Here is a 19,120-nt window from a genome sequence, read left to right as displayed (position 1 = left end):
GACAGCTCAACGAAAGGCCGAGAAAAACGCTAGATTATGAATCACCCGCAGAACGGTTCAATAAGTGTGTTGCGTCCATCAGTTGAACTCACAGCTCATAGAGGACCTGACGTACCCTCCATTTTTTCACAAAAGCAGATTACAGGCCGCAATGTCGGACTTTCATTCACAGCTGAACTATTAATCATGCATACTGACCTGGGATTACGGCAGCGCCACAATGGAACCACAGCTATTTCCCGGCAAGACGTTTATGAAGGTCTTCATAAATCTCGTCACGCCTGTCAACGGCAACGACGGTGACAGTGACTTCGAAATTACCTTTGTCGTCTGAGGTGACGGTATATGCCAGACGGTATCCGTCGTTTCTGAGTTTAATTTTGTAGCAGCTGTGTTGAAGAGACAGCCGATTGGCTGGCATCGTCAGCGCTTCATAGGACACGGCACGCTTCTTCAGTAACTTTGCAAATTTCTCACGGATTGATGGATTCAGGGAGTCCCATTCTTTTTTGGCGAGTGCCTTAAACTTCAGGGTAACCTTGAATGTCTCAGGCATCAGAGCTCTTTCCAGTCGACGTCAATCTCATCATCGCTGGCTCTGTCAATGGCTTTCTGCAGGAGCAGTGAATCGCTTACGTGCTCGAACATGAGCTCAAACATGGCCGGCGGTACACAGTAGAACGCGGGTTTGTTATGGTTGAGCACGGCAACAGGCTCACCATGTGACTCGTTCATGGCGGCCGTTGGGTTCTTCTTGAACTCGGTGATGGACGCCGTTTTTCTGCTAAGGATGTTTTCGGTGATCATATATCCTCCGTATGATAAATCAGACTCAAAATCAGTGCACATAATAGCTCTTTATTCGGCTCCCATAAAAGACCTTTTTTAAAGTGTCAGGAATCAATTGCCCCGTTCAGACTGGCTGATAATCCTTTCCCCTCAGGGTAATGCGATCGCAGCTTCTTTCTGGCCTCAAGGTTTCGCACGGGGAAAATTCCCAACAAAATTAATAGCCTGAACATGTAGGGTTTAGTACAAAGCCAGTGTGATGCCCTCAGCATGTACCACGCAGTTCATTTCCAAAAAATATCAGTTCTCTGAGCGACCCGACTTTAGGGAAATGATTGCATACGTACAAGGTCATCGTTGAGGCTGATCGCTTTATGGTGGGCACTGTTGCAGATATGAAGTTGCACAAATCTCCAACCTCATAATAAAGGCTTACATTGCAAAAACTCTGCTCACCAGACGCATCTCGCCCAGGGGATGGCCAAAGTAAAATGATAATGCCGGCCCTTGAATACGTTCATGATTTGCGTCACGGGTAAAAAAGACAGCCCATTTTTACTGGCACTGCGATCTTTGCAGCAGTGCCCTCTGCACTGGGGTGGATGACGCCCTACAAATTTGCCGATCAATCTGCCGTTTGCCAGAATATTCAGCCAGAATGAAGCCGATTATTCCTGATTATGAATGGTTCACATACGGAGAGCGGATCAATATGATGAAATTACTAATATCGGGGTGTACTAATCAACAAGGAGCAGTTCAGAGGTTACGTGCACATGCCTGAATTCTCTGCTTTATGTCCTCTGAACACCATCCTTAATTTATCAGCTTTAGTAGTAAAATGATCCAGCGCAGGACTTCCTCAACTTTTTGTTTCAAAATATTCACTATTAATTTTCTTATTAATCATACATATAGCAGAATAGCAAACCAAATAATCGCCATGATTCACTACCATGTGGCATCATTTTTATTGCAAAAATTTATAGTGTGCTCAATTTAATTTATATCAACCCTTATGTTTTGAGGAATTCCTGCCGATAGATGCCTACTACTTAAATTGCCTAGAGAATATTGATGAAAATTTCAACGCGCCTGACCGCAGGCTTTGGTTTTCTTGTTTTTTTGTTTGTTATTTGTACAGGTATTGCCATTCAGGCTCTCTGGCATGCCCGTGACGGCATGAACGACACCGTTAATGTTAAGATGAAGCGTTTCGAGCTGGTGCTGGACATGCGGGGGAGCGCGCGCGACATGGCGATTGCTGTACGCAACCTTGCCTTGTTATCGGATCCGGTGCAAATGCAGCCGGAATGGCAACGTCTGGTAAAACAACGCGATGCCTATATTCAGAAGCGTGAAGAACTGGAACATAGCATGTCTTCTAACGTTTCTGTACGAGGTAAGGCAGCGCTGGAACGTGCATTGTCCTCTGAGGCTGCGGCACTTTCCACGCTGATGAACGCTGGAAAAATGGGACTGGAAAATAAACCGAAGGAAGCCACAATATATCTTCTGACCACAGCCCGTCCGGCACAGAAGGCACTCCTGGATGCGCTGAATGAATTGACCGACGTTCAAATGCAGTTGAGCCGCGACACAGTGGCTGATAACAGTGCCAGCACCTCACGGACGGCCTCACTTCTGACTGGGCTAACCGTGTTGTCAGTTCTCCTTGCCGCTATCACTTGTTACCTGACCGTACGCATACTCATGCGCCAGTTGGGCGGTGAACCCGCTCAGGCTCAGGCACTGGCTTCAGCCATCGCCGGTGGCGACCTCACTTATCCGGTCAAGTTGCGACGCGATGACAACGGGAGCCTGCTGGCATCACTTGCCATCATGCAGACCAGCCTGCGAAGCCTTGTATCCGACATCAGGGATTCTTCAGCTTCCGTTGCCAATGCAGCGGAAGAAATATCTCAGGGGAATACCGAACTGTCTTCGCGTACCGAGCAGCAGGCTGCGGCTCTTCAGGAAACTGCCGCAAGCATTGAACAGCTTACCGCTACTGTGAAAAGTAACGCGGCTGGCGCGCAGCAGACGGCTGATACCGCGCGGACCACTGCGACGCTTGCCGGCAGCGGCGAAGAAGACGTACAGCGTATGTCGCAGACGATGAACGACATATCCCACAGTGCTGCCAGGGTGCGCGACATCACCGGCGTTATTGAGAGTATCGCTTTTCAGACCAACATTCTGGCGCTGAACGCTGCTGTTGAGGCTGCGCGTGCCGGGGAAGAGGGGCGTGGGTTTGCCGTTGTCGCGGGCGAAGTGCGAACGCTGGCACAACGCAGCGCTAACGCAGCGCGGGACATCAAATCTCTGATTGAGCAGGCTGTGAACCAGGTGGAAAACGGCGTGGCAGTGGCAACCGGTACCGGAGAAAGCATACTGAAAATCGTTGGTATGGTGGGCGAACTGGCAAACGCTATGGACAACATCTCACTGTCCTCCGCCGAGCAGATGCAGGGTATCTCTCAGGTCAGCGTCGCGGTAAGTCAGATGGACGGGGTGACACAGAGCAACGCCGCCCTGGTGGAGGAATCATCCACGGCATCGCAATCTCTGTCCGCGCAGGCAAAGGCCCTGCGCGGAATGGTCGAAACCTTTCGAGTATGAGGTCCTCAGAAATTCTGGCATCATCCGCCTCAGCAGACCTGCTCTCACGGATCTCTTCGCTTAAAGTTGACGTAAATTTTCTTATGGAGCAGCTCAGTGAAGGGGAATACCTGAGCGTGGACACCTTTGCAAACAACTGGGTGCACCTGATACGCATGTACGCCGGTATTCAGGAACATATGAACGACCCTGAACTGATGGATATGCTGGTGCACACCGATTTATTGCTGGCGGCAGACCTGATGGCAGTGGGTCGCATAATCGAGGTACTGAACAACTTCCTGCGCTGCGCTGTAAAGCAGAGTAAGTAACCCAGCCCGCTGGGAGTAATGTTACACTCACTTACCCCCACCTTAACTTTTATGCAAAGAAAGTGGCGTACTCAGATTAATTAAATTGACATCAATTAAACTTGATTCAATACTCTGGGGATTATATAAGGGCGTTAGCACAAGCTTTCGTCCTTATGCCTTTTTACTGACAGAAAACTCTTAGGGAGCCCGGACAAGGCGCGAATTCCCCCTAACATTTTACCCCCAACTGCCGTAATTAGCAGAAAGGCTCCCAGTTCGCTATCAGGTTCGAAATCTAAATGTTTACTGATGTTAATGATGTTAATGATGAAGCAGGTGATGCTTCCACAGCTACAGATGCGCCCGCAACAGTAGAACAGTTTCTCTGCTTTGCCCTTTATTCTGCCTCACTGGCCATGACAAAACTCTATAAGTCACGACTCAAACCACTTGGACTGACTTACCCGCAATACCTGGTTCTGCTGGCACTTTGGGAAAAAGATAATGTCACTGTTTCTGACATTGGCGCACGTGTCTGCCTGGATTCCGGTACGCTAAGTCAGCTTTTGAAAAGGCTTGAAATTTCCGGCTTTATCATCAGGAAACGTGATCTTGGAGGCGATGAACGCAGGGTGCTAATTTTGCTGACGGAGCAGGGTCAAGAGCTCAGAACGAAAGCGGCCGGCGTACCTGCAGATATGGTGTCAGTAATGGATACACCGTATGAAGAATTGTCTGAACTGACCTCCCGGGTTACAACACTGCGGCAGAAACTCATCAATGCCTCGCAGTGATCGAGATGCCGCTTTAAGAGACCACGTGCGCTGAAGGCAACTATTCAGTTAAAATAATATTGCCGCAGGCAGTCAGGTAAGCAAACTGAGGGATGCTGATTGAACGCTGAGGATAAGATAAAAATGGACATGATCCATGCAATGATAGGGCGTACCGTTTCATTCTTGCTGAAATCAGGACAATCACTGAATGCGGGAAAAATTTTGGCGACCCTGCATCAGCGGGAAAGTGAGTCTCTGGCCGAAAACGGAGAAATATATACAGAAGCAAAACGCATGATTTTGAATGTTTTTATGTGATGGTTAAATATTACACTCCTTTGATTAAATACCTGTGGTCATATAAATTTATATCTAGATAAGCTTTATCCTTCCTGACCCGCACGGCAAATTACTGCCAATGAATCAGCAGAAGTTATACTAGCCGGTTATAATAGGGTTTATTATGACAGCACGATGTAAAATAAAGCGAGTATAATATCTGCAGAAAAACAAGATTATCTTTCATGCTGTAAGTATCCTGCCTTTAGTTCCACGCAGTTTTGAGATTTCCGGGCTTTCAGCCATCAGCCGATATTTTTGCGGCGTCTGGGTATTCAGGGACTGATGAGGTCGCTCGCTATTGTACTCAGTCAGCCAGCGTTCCGTTGTTTCCCGAGATCCATTTATTACTCCGTGTTCTTCAGCCCATTATGCCAGAGCCAGCGATATCAGTTCCGGCCCATTATCCATTCGCATCTTCAGCAGATATCCATGGTTTGCCACTATTCAGGATAATACAGCTAAACCGGGCATTTTCATTCCTGCGGATAGCAGAGCCGCCTTCAAAACGCTGGAAATGGCGAGGGAGAATCATGGCAAACCCGCCGTGTTGATCTTCTCCAGCGATTGGGGCAGCCTCCACAGTGCCTGCATTTACATTCAGGCACTGAGGATGAATGGTGCAGGCAGGATAAGAGCCGGCATGCGACCTGCCGGGCTGACAATCCTGTGGAGTTCTTCTTGGTTGACAGGTATAACAGCCCATAGCGGTGTACGAACATAGTGCTGGGCTTTCGCCGGACACATTATCAAGACAACAGCGGGAAAATCTAATGCGGCGGCTAGTTATAGCTGACAACGAAAGCTGAGAAATTTCTAGAATAAAATTCTATGATCGTAATTTAAATACCTCCCCATCGTTCAGAATGAATGTTAAACGACCACTCCAGAATTCTGCTATGAAAACGTCCTCATAATCGAGTGAGGCTTTTTTTAGCTCATCCTCAAGCCACTGAACATCTTTTTCGATCTCACTGAGTGCATAATTCCTGGCCTTACCATCTTTCATAATGATAACTGAGGGCATTTCAGATCCCTCACAGACTGCCGTTATTTGGCCGTTGGGTTCAATCTGGGCGTAATAAATTTCCTGGAAGGAATGGATGCCCTGCGCATGAAGTTGAGATGACACATTCAGGATGTCAATTTTATTCTTATTATCAGAAATAGTCTCAACCAAAAACCTGCCTTTCTTAATAATAGGAATTGGCTGTCCGATAGCCATACTTCTGAAAAAATGAACGTGCTTACTTATCGCATTTAGCAAGGATATCAGACATACCCCGATAAGGAGTACAAGCAGATACTGATACAAAGGAATAGAATCACTGTAAATTACGCCTCCTATTATTCCACCCAGTACGAAATTGCCGATAAAATCTATCGGCGTCATCTGGGATAATTGTGTTTTCCCTGACAGGTTGAGATGAGTTATGACAATCACAAACCCAATGATGAACTTGACTAAAACCAGTCCGTAGTATTCCAACTGAAGCCTCTCCCAGTCGCTGATTCTTGTAAAGGAGGTCCGTCACCCTGAACCTCCGGATAACAATTTTATGATACCAGCTTCAGAAACGCGAGAATGAAGTGGTGTTTTACAATACAATCTTTGCTTCGAAGAACACTTCAGATGAATAATCTGTTTTATTCTCCCGGGTAAAGGTATAACAGGTGGGTCATCCTTCACGACTCTTTAAGAACGTATCAGACTGCTCATAATAACATATCCATCTGTAGGTTGGCTCATGAATGGATACCACCTAACTAACGACAGCATATTATATCCTCCATAGTGAGATTAAATGGTTTTTAATACTATTAGTTTTACACATGGCGACATATGCTGTTTTTTAGGTCGAGTGATAATTAAGGTAACGCGCTATAGACAAGCCTGCATTATGTTAAAATTTCCAACTAAAAAACTTAATTTTATCTTTTCAGCAACCCTTCTAAAGTAGAAGTTGATACATTACAATCATAACGGCACATTCTCTACAGGCAAAATATGAATATGAATATTTCTGATAAATTAATCCATGAGATTGACAGCGTAAGCGGTCTTCTTTACAGAGCCATAATATCTTATACAATATTTTTCACAGGCATGGTTTTTTTTCTGGGTTCAGAAAAACTTAACTCATTAAACATTAATATTTACTTTGTTTTAAATTTGTTGACAATAGTCATTCTTACATGGTTCATCAGAAGGTCATTTAAAATCCAGTTACATGAAAGAAATTTAATTACATTCCGCATTGCCCTTTTTTTACTGTTAAATTCCACCATGATCACCCTGGTCGGCGGGCTGAAGGTTATTGATAGCGACATCACATCCCTCTTCTCTGCTTTGCTGTATGTTCCTGCGATGATACTTATCATCTACTCTTTCAACAGTTTCATATCTTATGTAAATATGAGGTACAAATCTGTAGTAGATCTCTCATTAACAGATGAACTGACCGGGCTGCCCAACAGGAGGTATTTAAACGTCAAACTCAGAGAGCTGGAGGATAAATCAGGGGCAATATGCATTATAGATATTGATAACTTTAAAACCATAAACGACAATTATGGTCATGAGATGGGTGACAAAGTCCTTAAAAATACCGGCCTGATGTTAAAGAAAATTTCATGCGAAAATATTTTCGTTTCCCGTTCAGGTGGCGAGGAGTTTGCCATAGTAATCAGAGAAGGTTCGGCGATCAACATTCTCGCAGAGAGAATAAAACAGTCCCTGTCTTTAAGCACGGCTAATGGCATCCCTACGACCGTCAGCATCGGCGTCGCACTGAAGACTGTGAATCAGACCTCGTCATCCTGTCTTGCTGCAGCAGACGCAGCACTCTATAAATCGAAAAGAAATGGGAAGAATAGAATCACGTATTCTATGGCCCATAATGAATGACTACAGAAAGCACTTACCAGCAGTGTGAACCTGTAAAAAAAACTATCCGTAAAATAATCAGAAATGTCATTATTAAAATCAGGCCCCTTGTCTGTGAGCGCCAGGAAGCGTAACAGGATGCCGATAAGATCCTCGCTGAAACTCCCCAATAACAGAGATAACTTATCGCATAAGAATAAAAATGTTCACTGGCCTCAGCCTTATCATCCTGAAATTAACCATCATCCGCGGATACCTGATGGTGAAAATTTTCTCGGTTCACGCAGATACAGGATATTATATTAAAGGGTTGGAAGTAACTTTCGCTGACGTTATCCGTTCATGAGATATCCGCTCAGCCAGAGAGCAAACAGAGACAGACAGGATGTTATCCTGCCCCCGGGGGCAAATGAATAATATAACGCAGGGAATATAAAAAAATGCCCGCCAGAGGGAAGCGGGCAAAATCCTTGTTTCGTCGAACTGACTCTAATGAGGTGATGCGGTTAAGCATCGTCATTATTTTAGCAGAGAGGCTGGTATTCGCAAATTATGGTGGAACATTTTCCGTGAAAGCAACAGGCCTTATCTGATGCCGGCCATCCGCCCTGCCCCTCTCATCCAGGAGCGACTTTCCGACCCGCCTGGCTTTACCCCAATTATACCAAACAGGACGATCACCCCCTCAGGCCGCGCCGCGCAAGGGTTCATGGCATTTTGGGACGAAAAAGGTTCCTTTACCGCCTTTGGATTACCCGCCATACTGCGGGTAAAACCAAATTACGGATCCTCCCGGCGCGATTTATTGCGCTGGCACCAGACGTCCGGCTGCGGGAAAATGACCGCATAAACCCGCAGATCGCGCTACGTGAAAACTTTATGATAATGAACCCCGTTGCCCTGCAGAATTCACCAGAACGCATCAGTGCCCTCAGCATCGCGCCGGGCGTTGATTTTTCGATGGCTATCGCCCTGAGGCGGATGGCAACGTCAAACGGCGTGACCCCCTTCTACCTGCTGGCGCCGGAGGTGAGCGCCCTCCTCCACTACATGCCCGACCGGAAACACCACTTTCTGTTCAGCACCCTGTGGAACACCGGTGCACGCATCGGGGAAGCCTGCAGCCTTCAGCCGGAGTCGTTCGTGCTGGATGGCCCGCGACCGTTTGTGCGCATACTCTCAGAAAAGGTCCGGAGCCGGCGCGGGCGCCCGCCGAAGGATGCCGTACGCCTGGTCCCGCTCACCGATCGGAGCTATGTGCATCAGGTTCTTAGCTGGATGGCCACCGAACGACCGAAACGGCGTGAGCCGCTGTGGTCGGCTACCGACGAAACCATGCGCAACTGGCTGAAGGCGGCGGTCAGCCGGGCAGCGGCCGATGGCGTACATTTTTCCATCCCGGTGACGCCGCATACGTTCCGCCATTCGTACATCATGCACATGCTTTACCACCGGCAGCCGCTGAAGGTGATCCAGTCACTCGCTGGCCACAAGGATGCGCGCTCGATTGAGGTCTATACCCGGGTGTTTGCACTTGAGCTCGCCGGATCGCTGGCGGTAACGTTCACCGGCGATGGCCCTGATGCGGCGGCGGTGCTGCGCTCCCTGCCCCCCGCGCCGTAGTTCTCCGGCTCACGAGAAGAAGTGCCGCAGGCGGTTTACAGCAGAGCGGAAGCACCGGCGTAAGGTGGCGGGTTCAGCGGGGCGCGTCAGCTGATGGTATTCCCGTGCCAGGCTGTCGGACAGCGTATTTCTTAACGAATCGATTTCACGTACGTACAGACGCAGCTGCCCTGCGAACGCCAGGGCCTCCTCTTTCGATCTCTCCACGCTCCGCATGTCTCTGACCTGCTCTCCCGGCATGGTAACCATAAAAAACTGATTGATATCTTTCAGCGCCTTACCCTCCGTTCCCGCCCAGAGATAAAGATCGTCTGAACGGTGAAAGGCCAGTTTCTGCCGGCACTGACTCAACCTGTCAGCGTCCAGCTTCCACGGGCTTCCCTCAAGCCTCGTAGCCAGTTCATTTAACTCACCGACAGCGACAACGCCTTTTCTGGGGCTGTTCAGCGTGCGGACTATGGTGAACTCTGAATCCAGCATTCTGGCGAGCATACCTACATGATTAATAAGCCCCGTCAGGCATTCTTCGCACTCTGCCGCCAGCTGCTCAATACGGCCTGCCCGTAGTTCAATGGACTTCTTTATGATTTCATTGCGCAGCGTGTAGCGTGCACCCAGCCATACCCCTGCGAGCGTAACCAGAGGCGTTATGATGACCGTCGGTTCCATTGCCCTTATTTCCTTTTGATGTGATGACCGGTGTCGTTTCCCTTCTCTTTCATCCGGGGACTATCCTGACAACAACCGGTTTGATTAATCTGTGACAGACTGCCCTCAACGGTGCTCAACCACAGGTATCGGCGAGTTAAGGGCTGTGACAATCTGCCCTCATTATCTTTATAGAGGCATCAGTACCAGTGCAGATAATGTAAACGTGACAAATCACCCTCGATAAGGAGTGACACCGTCACTCCTTATTATGCCTTTAAAGGGTGACAAATCACCCTCAGAGCGCAGAGCCTGCATGATAAATTCTCGCCGTACTTACTGAATCACTGGTGTGACCATCTGCCCCGGATATTGGGTCAGCGAAAAGTGTGACAATCTGCCCTGAATACTGGCGCCCTTCATGGTGTGACGATCTGCCCTCAGCGCAGGTCAGAGGACAGGAAATGGCTTGATGGCGAATAACGCTGCACATCGCGTATAGGTTAACTGAGCGTACTGAGACAGGATGCTCAGAACGGCTCAGCGTTCCTCAACAAAGATTTATGTGACAATTTGCCCTCTTCTTCTCAGTGAACAATGGGCATGCGTGACAATCTGCCCTTTAACTGGCCAATTCTGTCAGCGGGTGTGACAAACAGCCCTCAGTACCAGAACACAAGAGTGTCAGACCGCGGGTGAACGTTTCAGGCAATCAAAAGTGGTAATGGCAATTGTCGTTCCATCAGATGTGACAATCTGCCCTGGGAACGGGAAGCACCGGAGAGGAACAGTCAGGGGAATGAGATCTCAATTACCGTGGCAAGTGCACGGACTGTCAGGGGGTTGCGACAGCGCTGATAAACCAGAGGGCCGGATGTCACACTTCAGTGAACGAAAAAACAACGTGCGTTGTCAGCCGTCCTGATTTTTTTTCAACATAACTGACGCTTAGCGGGGTACGACGATTAATCTCGTCCACAACTGGCACCAGAAAACGACGACGAAAATCAGGCATACGGGTGTAGCTTTGTGGCAGCTGGTAGCGTTCAATCATCCACTCTATCCCGAGAATAACGGTTCCATACGTCAGATTCCCTCTGTACTGACACAGAGATTCATACAGGCGCATGGCATAAGGGCTGGTTATCTCGCGGGTTTCTCCCAGGCGGAACTGAGTGAACCGATTCTGTAATCCGACGAAGTAAGGGATAAGGTAAGGATTAAGGTGGACGCTGTATACGCCCCTTGCCGGGCTGTGTGCGCGCTTGATGAACCAGGGAAAAGACTCGTATCCCTTCTCATCACCCAGATCTTCCTCTGGTTTGTAGAACACAACCTCTTTCCCGACGAAGTTTTTCAGGGCGTTTCGGATATCCTTACTCGCCTCAGCCGAGGTCAGTCCGAAGGTTTTCGCATAATGCGAGACGGCAATTTCGCACTTGCCGTCATGAAAATCCTCACTGCCAGGTGTTTCTGTCCTGCGGATCTGATCGACAAACAGATAGAGCATACGTTTCTGATCCCTTGAAAGGCTGTAGGCAGCCTCAGTCAATTCGTTTGACTGTACGATGCGCTGTCCCACTTTCCGGGGTTTATCAGCGACTAATATTTCTGAGGTCATCGGGTGTCGTATGCTCCGCAGTTGTGACATGCAGTCAGGTTGTCACGGCAAAAAACTCTTGTCAATAACTCTGTGTTTTTACTGATTTTTCAGGGCAGTTTGTCACAGGTTTGAGGGCTAACTGTCACAGTAAACCCCCGAATTGAGGGCAGAGTGTCACAGTATCAGGGCATTTTGTCACTCGGGCACGCTGTCAGGCCGCGTCAGCCCTGGCCTCAGGAGGCCCTAAAAAGGTTTTAAAAACAATATAAAAAGATCTCTTTAAAAATAAGGTCTGTATATGTGGATAACTTCCCAGTTGACACAACCACTAACGCGCCTGCGGCTTGTTCAACCGGAGAAAGGGCCATAAAAAATTTATGGCCCTTTCTCCGGTTAGTCTTCAGAACACTTCACCATCAGAAATGGATAATACGAGCGGTTCAACCCGTTACGCCACTGTGAACATATTTTCCGCATTTATGTTGATTTTTAATTCTACATGCAGGATTATTGCGTTAATGTCGATATTCTACATAAAAGGCTTATTTTATGAGTGCTGCATCACATCAGTCTGAAAAGATAGCGGTTCGTGCAGGTAAAATGCTGAACGCCCTGACAGAGCAGATCCAGGCACAGAAACAGGAACTGCACGAAGACGTTTACTTCCAGGTTTACGCAAAAGCAGCACTGTCAAAGCTCCCTAAGCTGACACGTGCTAACGTCGACTACGCAGTCAGTGAAATGGAGGAAAATGGCTATATCTTTGATAAACGCTCAGCAGGCTCTTCAACAAAATATGCCATGAATATCCAGAACATCATTGATATATACCATCACCGGGGTGTTCCAAAATATCGTGACAGGCATTCTGAAGCATTAACGGTATTTGTCGGGAATCTCAAAGGGGGTGTATCGAAGACCGTTTCAACCGTCTCACTGGCTCATGGTATGCGTGCTCATCCGCATCTTCTTTTTGAGGATCTGCGCATTCTGGTTGTGGATCTTGACCCGCAGTCTTCGGCAACAATGTTTCTTAATCACACCAGAGCCGTGGGCATGGTGGAGACAACCTCCGCGCAGGCAATGCTTCAGAACGTGTCCCGTGAAGAGCTTCTGAATGAGTTTGTAGTGCAGTCCGTTGTACCCGGTGTTGATGTGATCCCTGCCTCAATCGACGATGCATTTATCGCATCAGGATGGGAATCGCTGTGCCGCGAACATCTCCCAGGCCAGAATCCGCACGCCGTTCTGCGCGACAATATCATCAACAAACTGAAGACCGACTATGACCTGATCTTTATCGACAGCGGTCCTCATCTTGATGCATTCCTGAATAATGCGATTGCCGCAGCCGATGTGTTGATGACGCCAGTTCCCCCTGCCCAGGTTGACTTTCACTCCACGCTTAAATACCTGACCAGGTTACCTGAGCTTGTGAGCATTATCGAGTCGTCAGGGTGTGAATGTCGCCTGCGGGCTAATATTGGCTTCATGTCAAAGCTGTCCAATAAGGCGGATCACAAAATGTGCCACAGCCTGGCTAAAGAGATATTTGGCGGTGACATGCTTGATGCAGCTCTTCCGCGTCTTGATGGTTTTGAACGGTGTGGAGAGTCCTTTGATACGGTAATTTCAGCTAACCCCTCCACCTATGTGGGCAGTAGTGAGGCGCTTAAAAACGCACGTTCTGCAGCTGAAGACTTTGCCAAAGCAGCGTTTGACCGACTTGAATTTTTACGGATTAACTGAGGTTTAAGATGAGTAAACCACGCCACACGATTGGACGAACGTTCAGTGCACCTGTCCTGAGAAGCGAAGAATCAGCCGAAGAGTTTCAGCAGATTTTCACCCTGTCCTCTGGCAGAAAAGTCCTCTTTACCCGAACAACAGTATCCGCATCCGACGTTGAAGCGACAACGTACGTGGTGCAGGAAAACAACGGTCGTGACCAGTCTGCTCTGACACCGGAATCACTGAAGGACATCACACGAACTCTTGGACTACAGCAATTTTTCCCGGCCATTGGCACTCGTAATGAACAGGGAATTGAGATTCTCGATGGCTCACGCCGCCGTGCATCTGCGTTGATTATCAGGTGTGGTCTGGATGTCCTTGTTACTGACGATACCCTGACTCCGGCAGAGGCACGCGCACTGGCGAAGGACATTCAGACTGCACGTGAACATAATATTCGTGAGGTGGGTCTTCGTTTACAAACTCTGAAGTCCTCCGGGTTGTCTCAGAAAGAAATTGCAGAATCTGAAAACCTTTCCCAGGCTACGGTGACCCGTGCGCTCCAGGCGGCGAGCGTTTCAACCGATCTCCTGTCCGTGTTTCCGGTACATGCGGTTCTGTCATTTTCCGACTATAAAACGCTGCTGGCTACAGAAGAACTCCTCGCGGGTAAAGGAGTCGGTCAGGCAGAGCTTCTTTCAAACCTCGCTGATGTGCTGAAAGAGATCCGTACCGATGAGTCACTTGCTGATGATGAAGTTAAAAACAAACTGATTGCGGAAATCCGTAAAGAAGCACTGGTTATGGGCACACCTTCATCAAGGGATAAGACGGTTACCACGACATTATGGCAGTTTAGTGATAAAAACCGATTTGCACGCAAGAAGACAAAAGGGCGGACGTTCAGCTATGAATTCAACCGCCTGGCACCTGACGTTCAGAGTGCACTGGATGATGCCATTGAAAAAGTACTGGCTACTCATCTGAATAAGTAGATGTTCTCCAGCCATTTTTCATGTTTAACCCTATGATTTACTGATTTTTTATATGGAGATTTCAAGGTGAAATCTCCTATGCAAAGAACAGATCTAGCATCTAAAGCATCCCGTAAAATCATTATGAATATATACTCAATCGCGTGTGATTGTCTGGCCGTACTTTATGTCTCTAACCGTTTAGGGATGTTACTGGGGAAGGTAATAATGCTGCAATATTTACTCTCACTGAGAAAGGTATCGTAATTTTTCACTCACATGTTACTGTAATGATAAATGTTCGGTACTGCTCATTTCCTGTGAGGTCTGCTTTTAGATAAATCCATATGGTGGATTTATTCTCCCTGTTTACAATAACTCATTCTCAATAGCATCCGCGATTATTTTAATAATACTCAGTTACGAAATTAGCTATTAATACCACCAGATAATTTAAAAACTTCCTTCAGATTGGCCGGGATTAAAAGTATGTAAACCCGGCCTAATCTTTATTTTAATTAGTGTTTTTTAAATCCCAATTTTCCATTTGCTGACCGCCATTGTTTTACCGTGTTAAGAATACCTTCAGGAGAGTCATCTGCTCCATCTTCTGGGAAGTAAATGAGATCACTTCCACTTGGATGCTCTGTGATTTTTGTGAAATGGGCTACGAGAAGATTATGCTCACTCTCTGTTTCCGTATCTGACTCACAAATAACCGTGAGCAATTTTAGAAATTCCTGCTCAGTGTATTCATTAATGCTATTTTTCAACTTCATCATTTATTCCCTTTATGAATACTGATATGTAATTTTGGGGTGGTAACAGTTATGTTATCCATATCATACACACCTCCGTCTTGGCTAATAGGAATTACATGATGTAATTCATTTACTTGGCGGCCACCAACTTGTTCACTACTTTTAGTATATGGTGCTCTACCTTTTTTAATATGAACTTGGTTGCTTTTGGATAATTGCTTTAAAAGTTCAGGTTTTTTTGATACTTCTAACCAGAAAGCCTCTCTGAATTCATCAAAATTGTTGAACTTTCTGTTTCTCAGTTTATCTGCAACATCTTTTGGAACAGGGGCGCCGAGACCCTTTGATGCATTCTCAAGCCACTTATCATTAACAGATTGACCTTCTCCAGTTGCACTTCCTGGTTGATTTCGTCTCTTTTCTTTCTTCAGTTTCTTTTCAGCTTCAGTCTTCTTCTGCTCTTTCTGCTTTCGGGCTTCGATAACGATTACGATTAGTTGTTTTGCCTGTTCAATTTCTCCGGGCAGAGCCTTTTGTCGTTTTCTGCATAGGTTCAGTTCTGCGATTGCTCTCAATACCTGCATATTGGTAGTATCGCCGCCAAGGCTAGCAATGACTTTTTGAATTTCTGGAATTTTTTTTGCAACTACGAGCTGTTCATTCAGCTTATCAGTCAAAACTTTTTGAGCGGTAATGACAGCCTGATCTGCTTCATCGAGAGAATTTGAAGCCAGATTAAAATCGCGTTCTGCTGCTTCATCTGGATGCAGTGCATACCGTTCTTCTTGCCGTTGACTTTCTTCCTCTTGACGTTTTTTTAGACCAGAAACCGAAAGTACACCAGTAATTGCAACATAGACCGGATCGATTTTGTATTCCGGGGGAAAGCGGATCACAGCATCATACGTGTTAGCTCCTGATGTAAAACCAACAAGCCGGGTTTCTGTCTTTTCAGTAGTGACAGATTTCGAAGGTGCAGTTGTTACAGGCTTACCTGATGAAACTGTTAAACGGATATCTGGCATTCCTGGTATAACTGAAGCATTGAATACCCCTGAACGGGTGGTTGGTTTGGCTTGCACTAAGGGTATGTTTTGTACTATGCCGCTGACTTTAGTTATGGATAGGTGTTGACGTTCATCCTGAATATCGTCAGTGATGCGCTTACTCACTGCTACGGTAGCGGGCTGTGTAGGCAAAGCCGAAAATGACTCAGTCATTACCTTATCCGCAGGAATTGATGTAAATGTATGATTAATATAACTTTTGTCATCAGGGGCAATAGTTGACGGAGCTAAGATTGCGAATCCTGCCCCAAGTAGGCGCCCTGCATAAGGTAGGGATGCAACCAGTCCCTTTTCCACGCTCGTAAGAGCCGCACTGATGGAGCTTTCAATTGCTGCAGTATTGAATAGGGTTATGTTCCAAAAACCCTCTACTGAAACCATCGTGACTGGCATTCCAAAGACAGCAATTGCAGCAACTGCATTACCACTTGAAGAGTCTCCTTTATTCCCGGAACTACCACCACCGTTTCCGTTACCATTTCCCCCACCCCAGTGTACTCCGGACGACCCACCGCCTGCGCTTACAGTCATTGAACCCTGATCATTACCTTCACTCATAAATTTTCCTTACGGGCTGTTAACGGATATTGCTGATGAAATTCTGTTTGATATTTCATCAGCACACAGTCGTAGCATTTTTGGCGAGATATAAATCTCTACGGCCTGTGCAAGCCTATGAGAAACGAGGCAGACGCATCGTATGCCCAGCTGCTTCTCACCAATACTTCACTGCGACTGTGTGGTTGCATCTTGCAGCCAGCGAGAGTGAATCTCACCTGAATGCTGGTGTATGATAAGCCACAGATAATTAGGCAAAGTCAGCAACGTTCAATGACTTTGCACCGCAGCAACATGAAGACTCTCGTGATAGCGTACGTCATTCCCTGCCCGTTTCGGCCAGGCCACCGCGTGCGTGCGCAGACGCACCCGATTATTCTGCGTATACGGGAAAATAGTCTGGTTTTCCCGACTGGCGCGAAGGCCGGGCGCTGATTTACTCCGGTCGTGTTCGCTGGACAGATGCGGGAAATGAGATCCAAAGCCGAAACAGCGGAGAATGAAAAATTGGGACATACACCCCGTCTTATTTATACGAATTCACACAGCGACGTCATTCCGGGCACGGTACCGGACGCCGGACGCCATTTTGACTACGGAGCGGCGGTGGCGCTGCACAATCTGGCCGCCGTGTACGATACCGTCATGCCCCGCTACCTGCTGGCGCTCGAGGTGGTCTCTCTCACGAGCCGGACCAGAAGAAGCGCCTGCTGATCGAAACGCTCTGGAATACCGGCGGCCGCCTGAACGAGGTGCTGCCGCTGACGCCGGAGGAATTCGTGCTGGTCGATACGGACGGCAGGCCCGCCCTCTCGCCTTTCGTTGTGCTCCACACCCTGAAGCAGCGCACCGCTGTCAGCCGTACGCGCCGTCACGGGCGGCTGTCCCGGGAGGAGCTGGCCTTCGAACTGCGCAGGCTCAGTGGTTTTCCGGAATCCGAACTTGACGCCGGGCACGTCTCAGCAATGTCGGTGTTACGTAATGTTATCCGGCGTGAAAAGTATAAAAGAAGGCAGGAGGAGCTCGACACGGAGATTTAGGGGGGGGCCGGGGAACGATTTCGTTTACGAAATCTCCGGTATGAAGTTTTTAGCTGCGCCACATTTTCGGGGTGTACCGCCGCCCTTTATGGGAAACACCTGAAGTTTGCTTATTCCGGGACCCACGTGACCGTACTCTCTGCACGACGGGCAGGCTTTGCGCTCCCTCACGCAGACAGACGAAAATGTCTGTCCGCACTGCGGCGAGCGCTGCGCTGTCGGTGCAATACCCGAATTGTGTATCATGTATCGGTCACCACTTTTAATAGAAGACACGCCACCATGAGCAGTCCGCTTCTCCATACAGCATTTACTGAAGACACGATCCCGCACTGGCGATGCCCTACCTGCTATAACGAATCGCTTGAAATAGTACCGGGCAGTTTTTTTAAGGAAGAAACCAGTGAGACGAGGTTGAGCAAGGGAGAAGTCTGGTTTGAGTACGATCATTATGAAATGGTATTCAGTTGCCTGCTGCGCTGCAGTCGCAAAGCCTGCATGGAAGCGGTTGCGATTACGGGCAAAGGGTGGGTGGATTGCGATATGGATTATGAATCGGACACATTAAATTTCGTGGAGCGATTCCGGGCCAGCACGTTCCATCCGCCGCTGCCCGTATTCATTCCGCGAGCAGACTGCCCGGATCCTGTCCGGCAGCAGCTGAAAGAAATCTCGGCCCTGCTGGCCGCTCACCCGTCTGCTGCCATTAACACCATGAGAACCGTGCTGGAAATGCTGCTCGATGAACTGAAGGTGCCGCGGGAAGTGACTCGCATCGGGAAAGATCCGCTCACTCTGACGCTGCACCGTCGTATTGACGTTCACCCGGCCATTCTGGGCGGCTACGGAGATGCGTTTATGGCGTTGAAGTGGCTGGGCAACCAGGGCAGCCATAGCGACAGGCGAATAAGACAGTCGCATATTGAGGGGGACTGCACCGTTCTTGATGATCTTATTCAGCAGATCTACCGTCCTGTGTCCGCCGTGCCGGCGATTGTTGCGACCCTCAGCAAAGCCTATGCTCCGCTTGCTAAACCTGCAGACGGCAAGACACCAACCTGACGCAGGACCGCGTGGAATTCGGAAATGATCTGACTTTGCTGGAGATTAAAGACTGCCGGTTTACGCAAGGACACGGAAAAGGACAGAACCGGAGGTGATTATACTGTATCTAATACATGACCCCGATCTGCCCCAAGCCTTCATCTCGAGAGATAATTTTTTTAGACATCGCTCAGGTAGCGAAAAAGCAGAATTTTTTCAGAAAAGGAAAGTAAATAACTGATTCAACGACAGTTACTGGGGGAGGATCACGTCCGGCGCAGCTGAACTGGAATGCCCTGTTCCGTGGCGATCATGCAATGGGGGCATACAATGCCTGCGTGGGAAATAACGGCTCACCGGAC

16 protein-coding genes and 2 pseudogenes are annotated in these 19,120 nt (G+C 48.0%); 10 read left to right on the top strand and 8 right to left on the bottom strand.

Translation table 11 applies throughout. The features are described from left to right. Positions 1-232: 232 nt before the first annotated feature. Both HHI26_RS25170 and HHI26_RS25165 read right to left on the bottom strand, forming a co-directional pair. A complete protein-coding gene (locus HHI26_RS25170; protein ID WP_171149984.1) occupies positions 233-556 on the bottom strand; it encodes a type II toxin-antitoxin system RelE/ParE family toxin in 324 nt (107 codons plus the stop codon). Continuing rightward, a complete protein-coding gene (locus HHI26_RS25165) occupies positions 556-807 on the bottom strand; it encodes a type II toxin-antitoxin system Phd/YefM family antitoxin (RefSeq protein WP_205945805.1) in 252 nt (83 codons plus the stop codon). Before HHI26_RS25165 ends, HHI26_RS25170 begins: the two co-directional genes overlap by 1 nt. A gap of 1,059 nt (positions 808-1,866) precedes the next feature. Here HHI26_RS25165 and HHI26_RS25160 point away from each other — a divergent pair. From HHI26_RS25160 to HHI26_RS25145, 4 genes are all read left to right on the top strand, one after another. Further along, positions 1,867-3,411, top strand: a complete 1,545-nt coding sequence (locus HHI26_RS25160; protein ID WP_171149983.1) for a methyl-accepting chemotaxis protein — start codon at positions 1,867-1,869, stop codon at positions 3,409-3,411. Between the two features lie 83 nt (positions 3,412-3,494). After that, positions 3,495-3,722 carry a hypothetical protein gene (locus HHI26_RS25155; protein WP_241008361.1) on the top strand — a complete coding sequence of 76 codons (228 nt, stop codon included), beginning with the start codon at positions 3,495-3,497 and terminating at the stop codon, positions 3,720-3,722. A 281-nt stretch (positions 3,723-4,003) separates the two neighbouring features. Then, entirely contained in the window at positions 4,004-4,498 is a 495-nt protein-coding gene (locus HHI26_RS25150) for a MarR family transcriptional regulator (protein ID WP_171149981.1), read from the top strand. A gap of 99 nt (positions 4,499-4,597) precedes the next feature. Beyond that, complete coding sequence (locus tag HHI26_RS25145) at positions 4,598-4,798, top strand: hypothetical protein (protein ID WP_171149980.1); 201 nt, start codon at positions 4,598-4,600, stop codon at positions 4,796-4,798. Between the two features lie 204 nt (positions 4,799-5,002). Here the strand turns inward: HHI26_RS25145 and HHI26_RS25140 are convergent. Both HHI26_RS25140 and HHI26_RS25135 read right to left on the bottom strand, forming a co-directional pair. Further along, positions 5,003-5,263, bottom strand: a pseudogene (locus HHI26_RS25140) (integrase core domain-containing protein); the annotation flags it as partial. A gap of 385 nt (positions 5,264-5,648) precedes the next feature. Beyond that, positions 5,649-6,308 (bottom strand): YetF domain-containing protein, encoded by a 660-nt coding sequence (locus tag HHI26_RS25135; protein ID WP_171149979.1) that lies wholly within the window; start codon positions 6,306-6,308, stop codon positions 5,649-5,651. A gap of 519 nt (positions 6,309-6,827) precedes the next feature. On the opposite strand from HHI26_RS25135, the gene HHI26_RS25130 reads away from it, so the two are divergent. Further along, on the top strand, positions 6,828-7,727 hold the full coding sequence (locus HHI26_RS25130; RefSeq protein ID WP_171149978.1) for a GGDEF domain-containing protein: 900 nt from the start codon (positions 6,828-6,830) through the stop codon (positions 7,725-7,727). 861 nt (positions 7,728-8,588) lie between these two features. Beyond that, positions 8,589-9,329, top strand: a complete 741-nt coding sequence (locus HHI26_RS25125; RefSeq protein ID WP_171149986.1) for a site-specific integrase — start codon at positions 8,589-8,591, stop codon at positions 9,327-9,329. A 9-nt stretch (positions 9,330-9,338) separates the two neighbouring features. Here the strand turns inward: HHI26_RS25125 and HHI26_RS25120 are convergent, their stop codons facing one another. Both HHI26_RS25120 and repE read right to left on the bottom strand, forming a co-directional pair. Continuing rightward, positions 9,339-9,998 (bottom strand): hypothetical protein, encoded by a 660-nt coding sequence (locus tag HHI26_RS25120; RefSeq protein ID WP_171149977.1) that lies wholly within the window; start codon positions 9,996-9,998, stop codon positions 9,339-9,341. Positions 9,999-10,854: 856 nt separating this feature from the next. Beyond that, positions 10,855-11,598: a replication initiation protein RepE gene (repE, locus tag HHI26_RS25115; protein ID WP_171149976.1), complete on the bottom strand. Its 744-nt coding sequence runs from the start codon at positions 11,596-11,598 to the stop codon at positions 10,855-10,857. 531 nt (positions 11,599-12,129) lie between these two features. Between repE and HHI26_RS25110 the strand changes: the two genes are divergently transcribed. Both HHI26_RS25110 and HHI26_RS25105 read left to right on the top strand, forming a co-directional pair. Beyond that, positions 12,130-13,329: an AAA family ATPase gene (locus HHI26_RS25110; protein WP_171149975.1), complete on the top strand. Its 1,200-nt coding sequence runs from the start codon at positions 12,130-12,132 to the stop codon at positions 13,327-13,329. An 8-nt stretch (positions 13,330-13,337) separates the two neighbouring features. Further along, complete coding sequence (locus HHI26_RS25105; protein WP_171149974.1) at positions 13,338-14,309, top strand: ParB family protein; 972 nt, start codon at positions 13,338-13,340, stop codon at positions 14,307-14,309. Positions 14,310-14,806: 497 nt separating this feature from the next. Here the strand turns inward: HHI26_RS25105 and HHI26_RS25100 are convergent, their stop codons facing one another. Next, the gene (locus tag HHI26_RS25100; protein WP_171149985.1) at positions 14,807-15,067 is read right to left on the bottom strand and encodes a bacteriocin immunity protein; all 261 of its coding nucleotides are present in this window, start codon (positions 15,065-15,067) and stop codon (positions 14,807-14,809) included. Further along, a complete protein-coding gene (locus HHI26_RS25095) occupies positions 15,067-16,674 on the bottom strand; it encodes a colicin-like bacteriocin tRNase domain-containing protein (RefSeq protein WP_171149973.1) in 1,608 nt (535 codons plus the stop codon). Before HHI26_RS25095 ends, HHI26_RS25100 begins: the two co-directional genes overlap by 1 nt. A 645-nt stretch (positions 16,675-17,319) precedes the next feature. Here HHI26_RS25095 and HHI26_RS25585 point away from each other — a divergent pair. After that, positions 17,320-17,522 (top strand): annotated as a pseudogene (locus tag HHI26_RS25585) (integrase); the annotation flags it as partial. A gap of 474 nt (positions 17,523-17,996) precedes the next feature. Beyond that, a complete protein-coding gene (locus tag HHI26_RS25085) occupies positions 17,997-18,776 on the top strand; it encodes a DUF4145 domain-containing protein (RefSeq protein WP_171149972.1) in 780 nt (259 codons plus the stop codon). Positions 18,777-19,120: the final 344 nt, after the last annotated feature.

The organism is Erwinia sp. JH02 (assembly GCF_013074405.1).
Classification (GTDB): domain Bacteria; phylum Pseudomonadota; class Gammaproteobacteria; order Enterobacterales; family Enterobacteriaceae; genus Erwinia; species Erwinia rhapontici.
The sequence above is the reverse complement of the archived record's forward strand: the minus strand, read 5'-3'. Positions and strand labels throughout refer to the sequence as shown.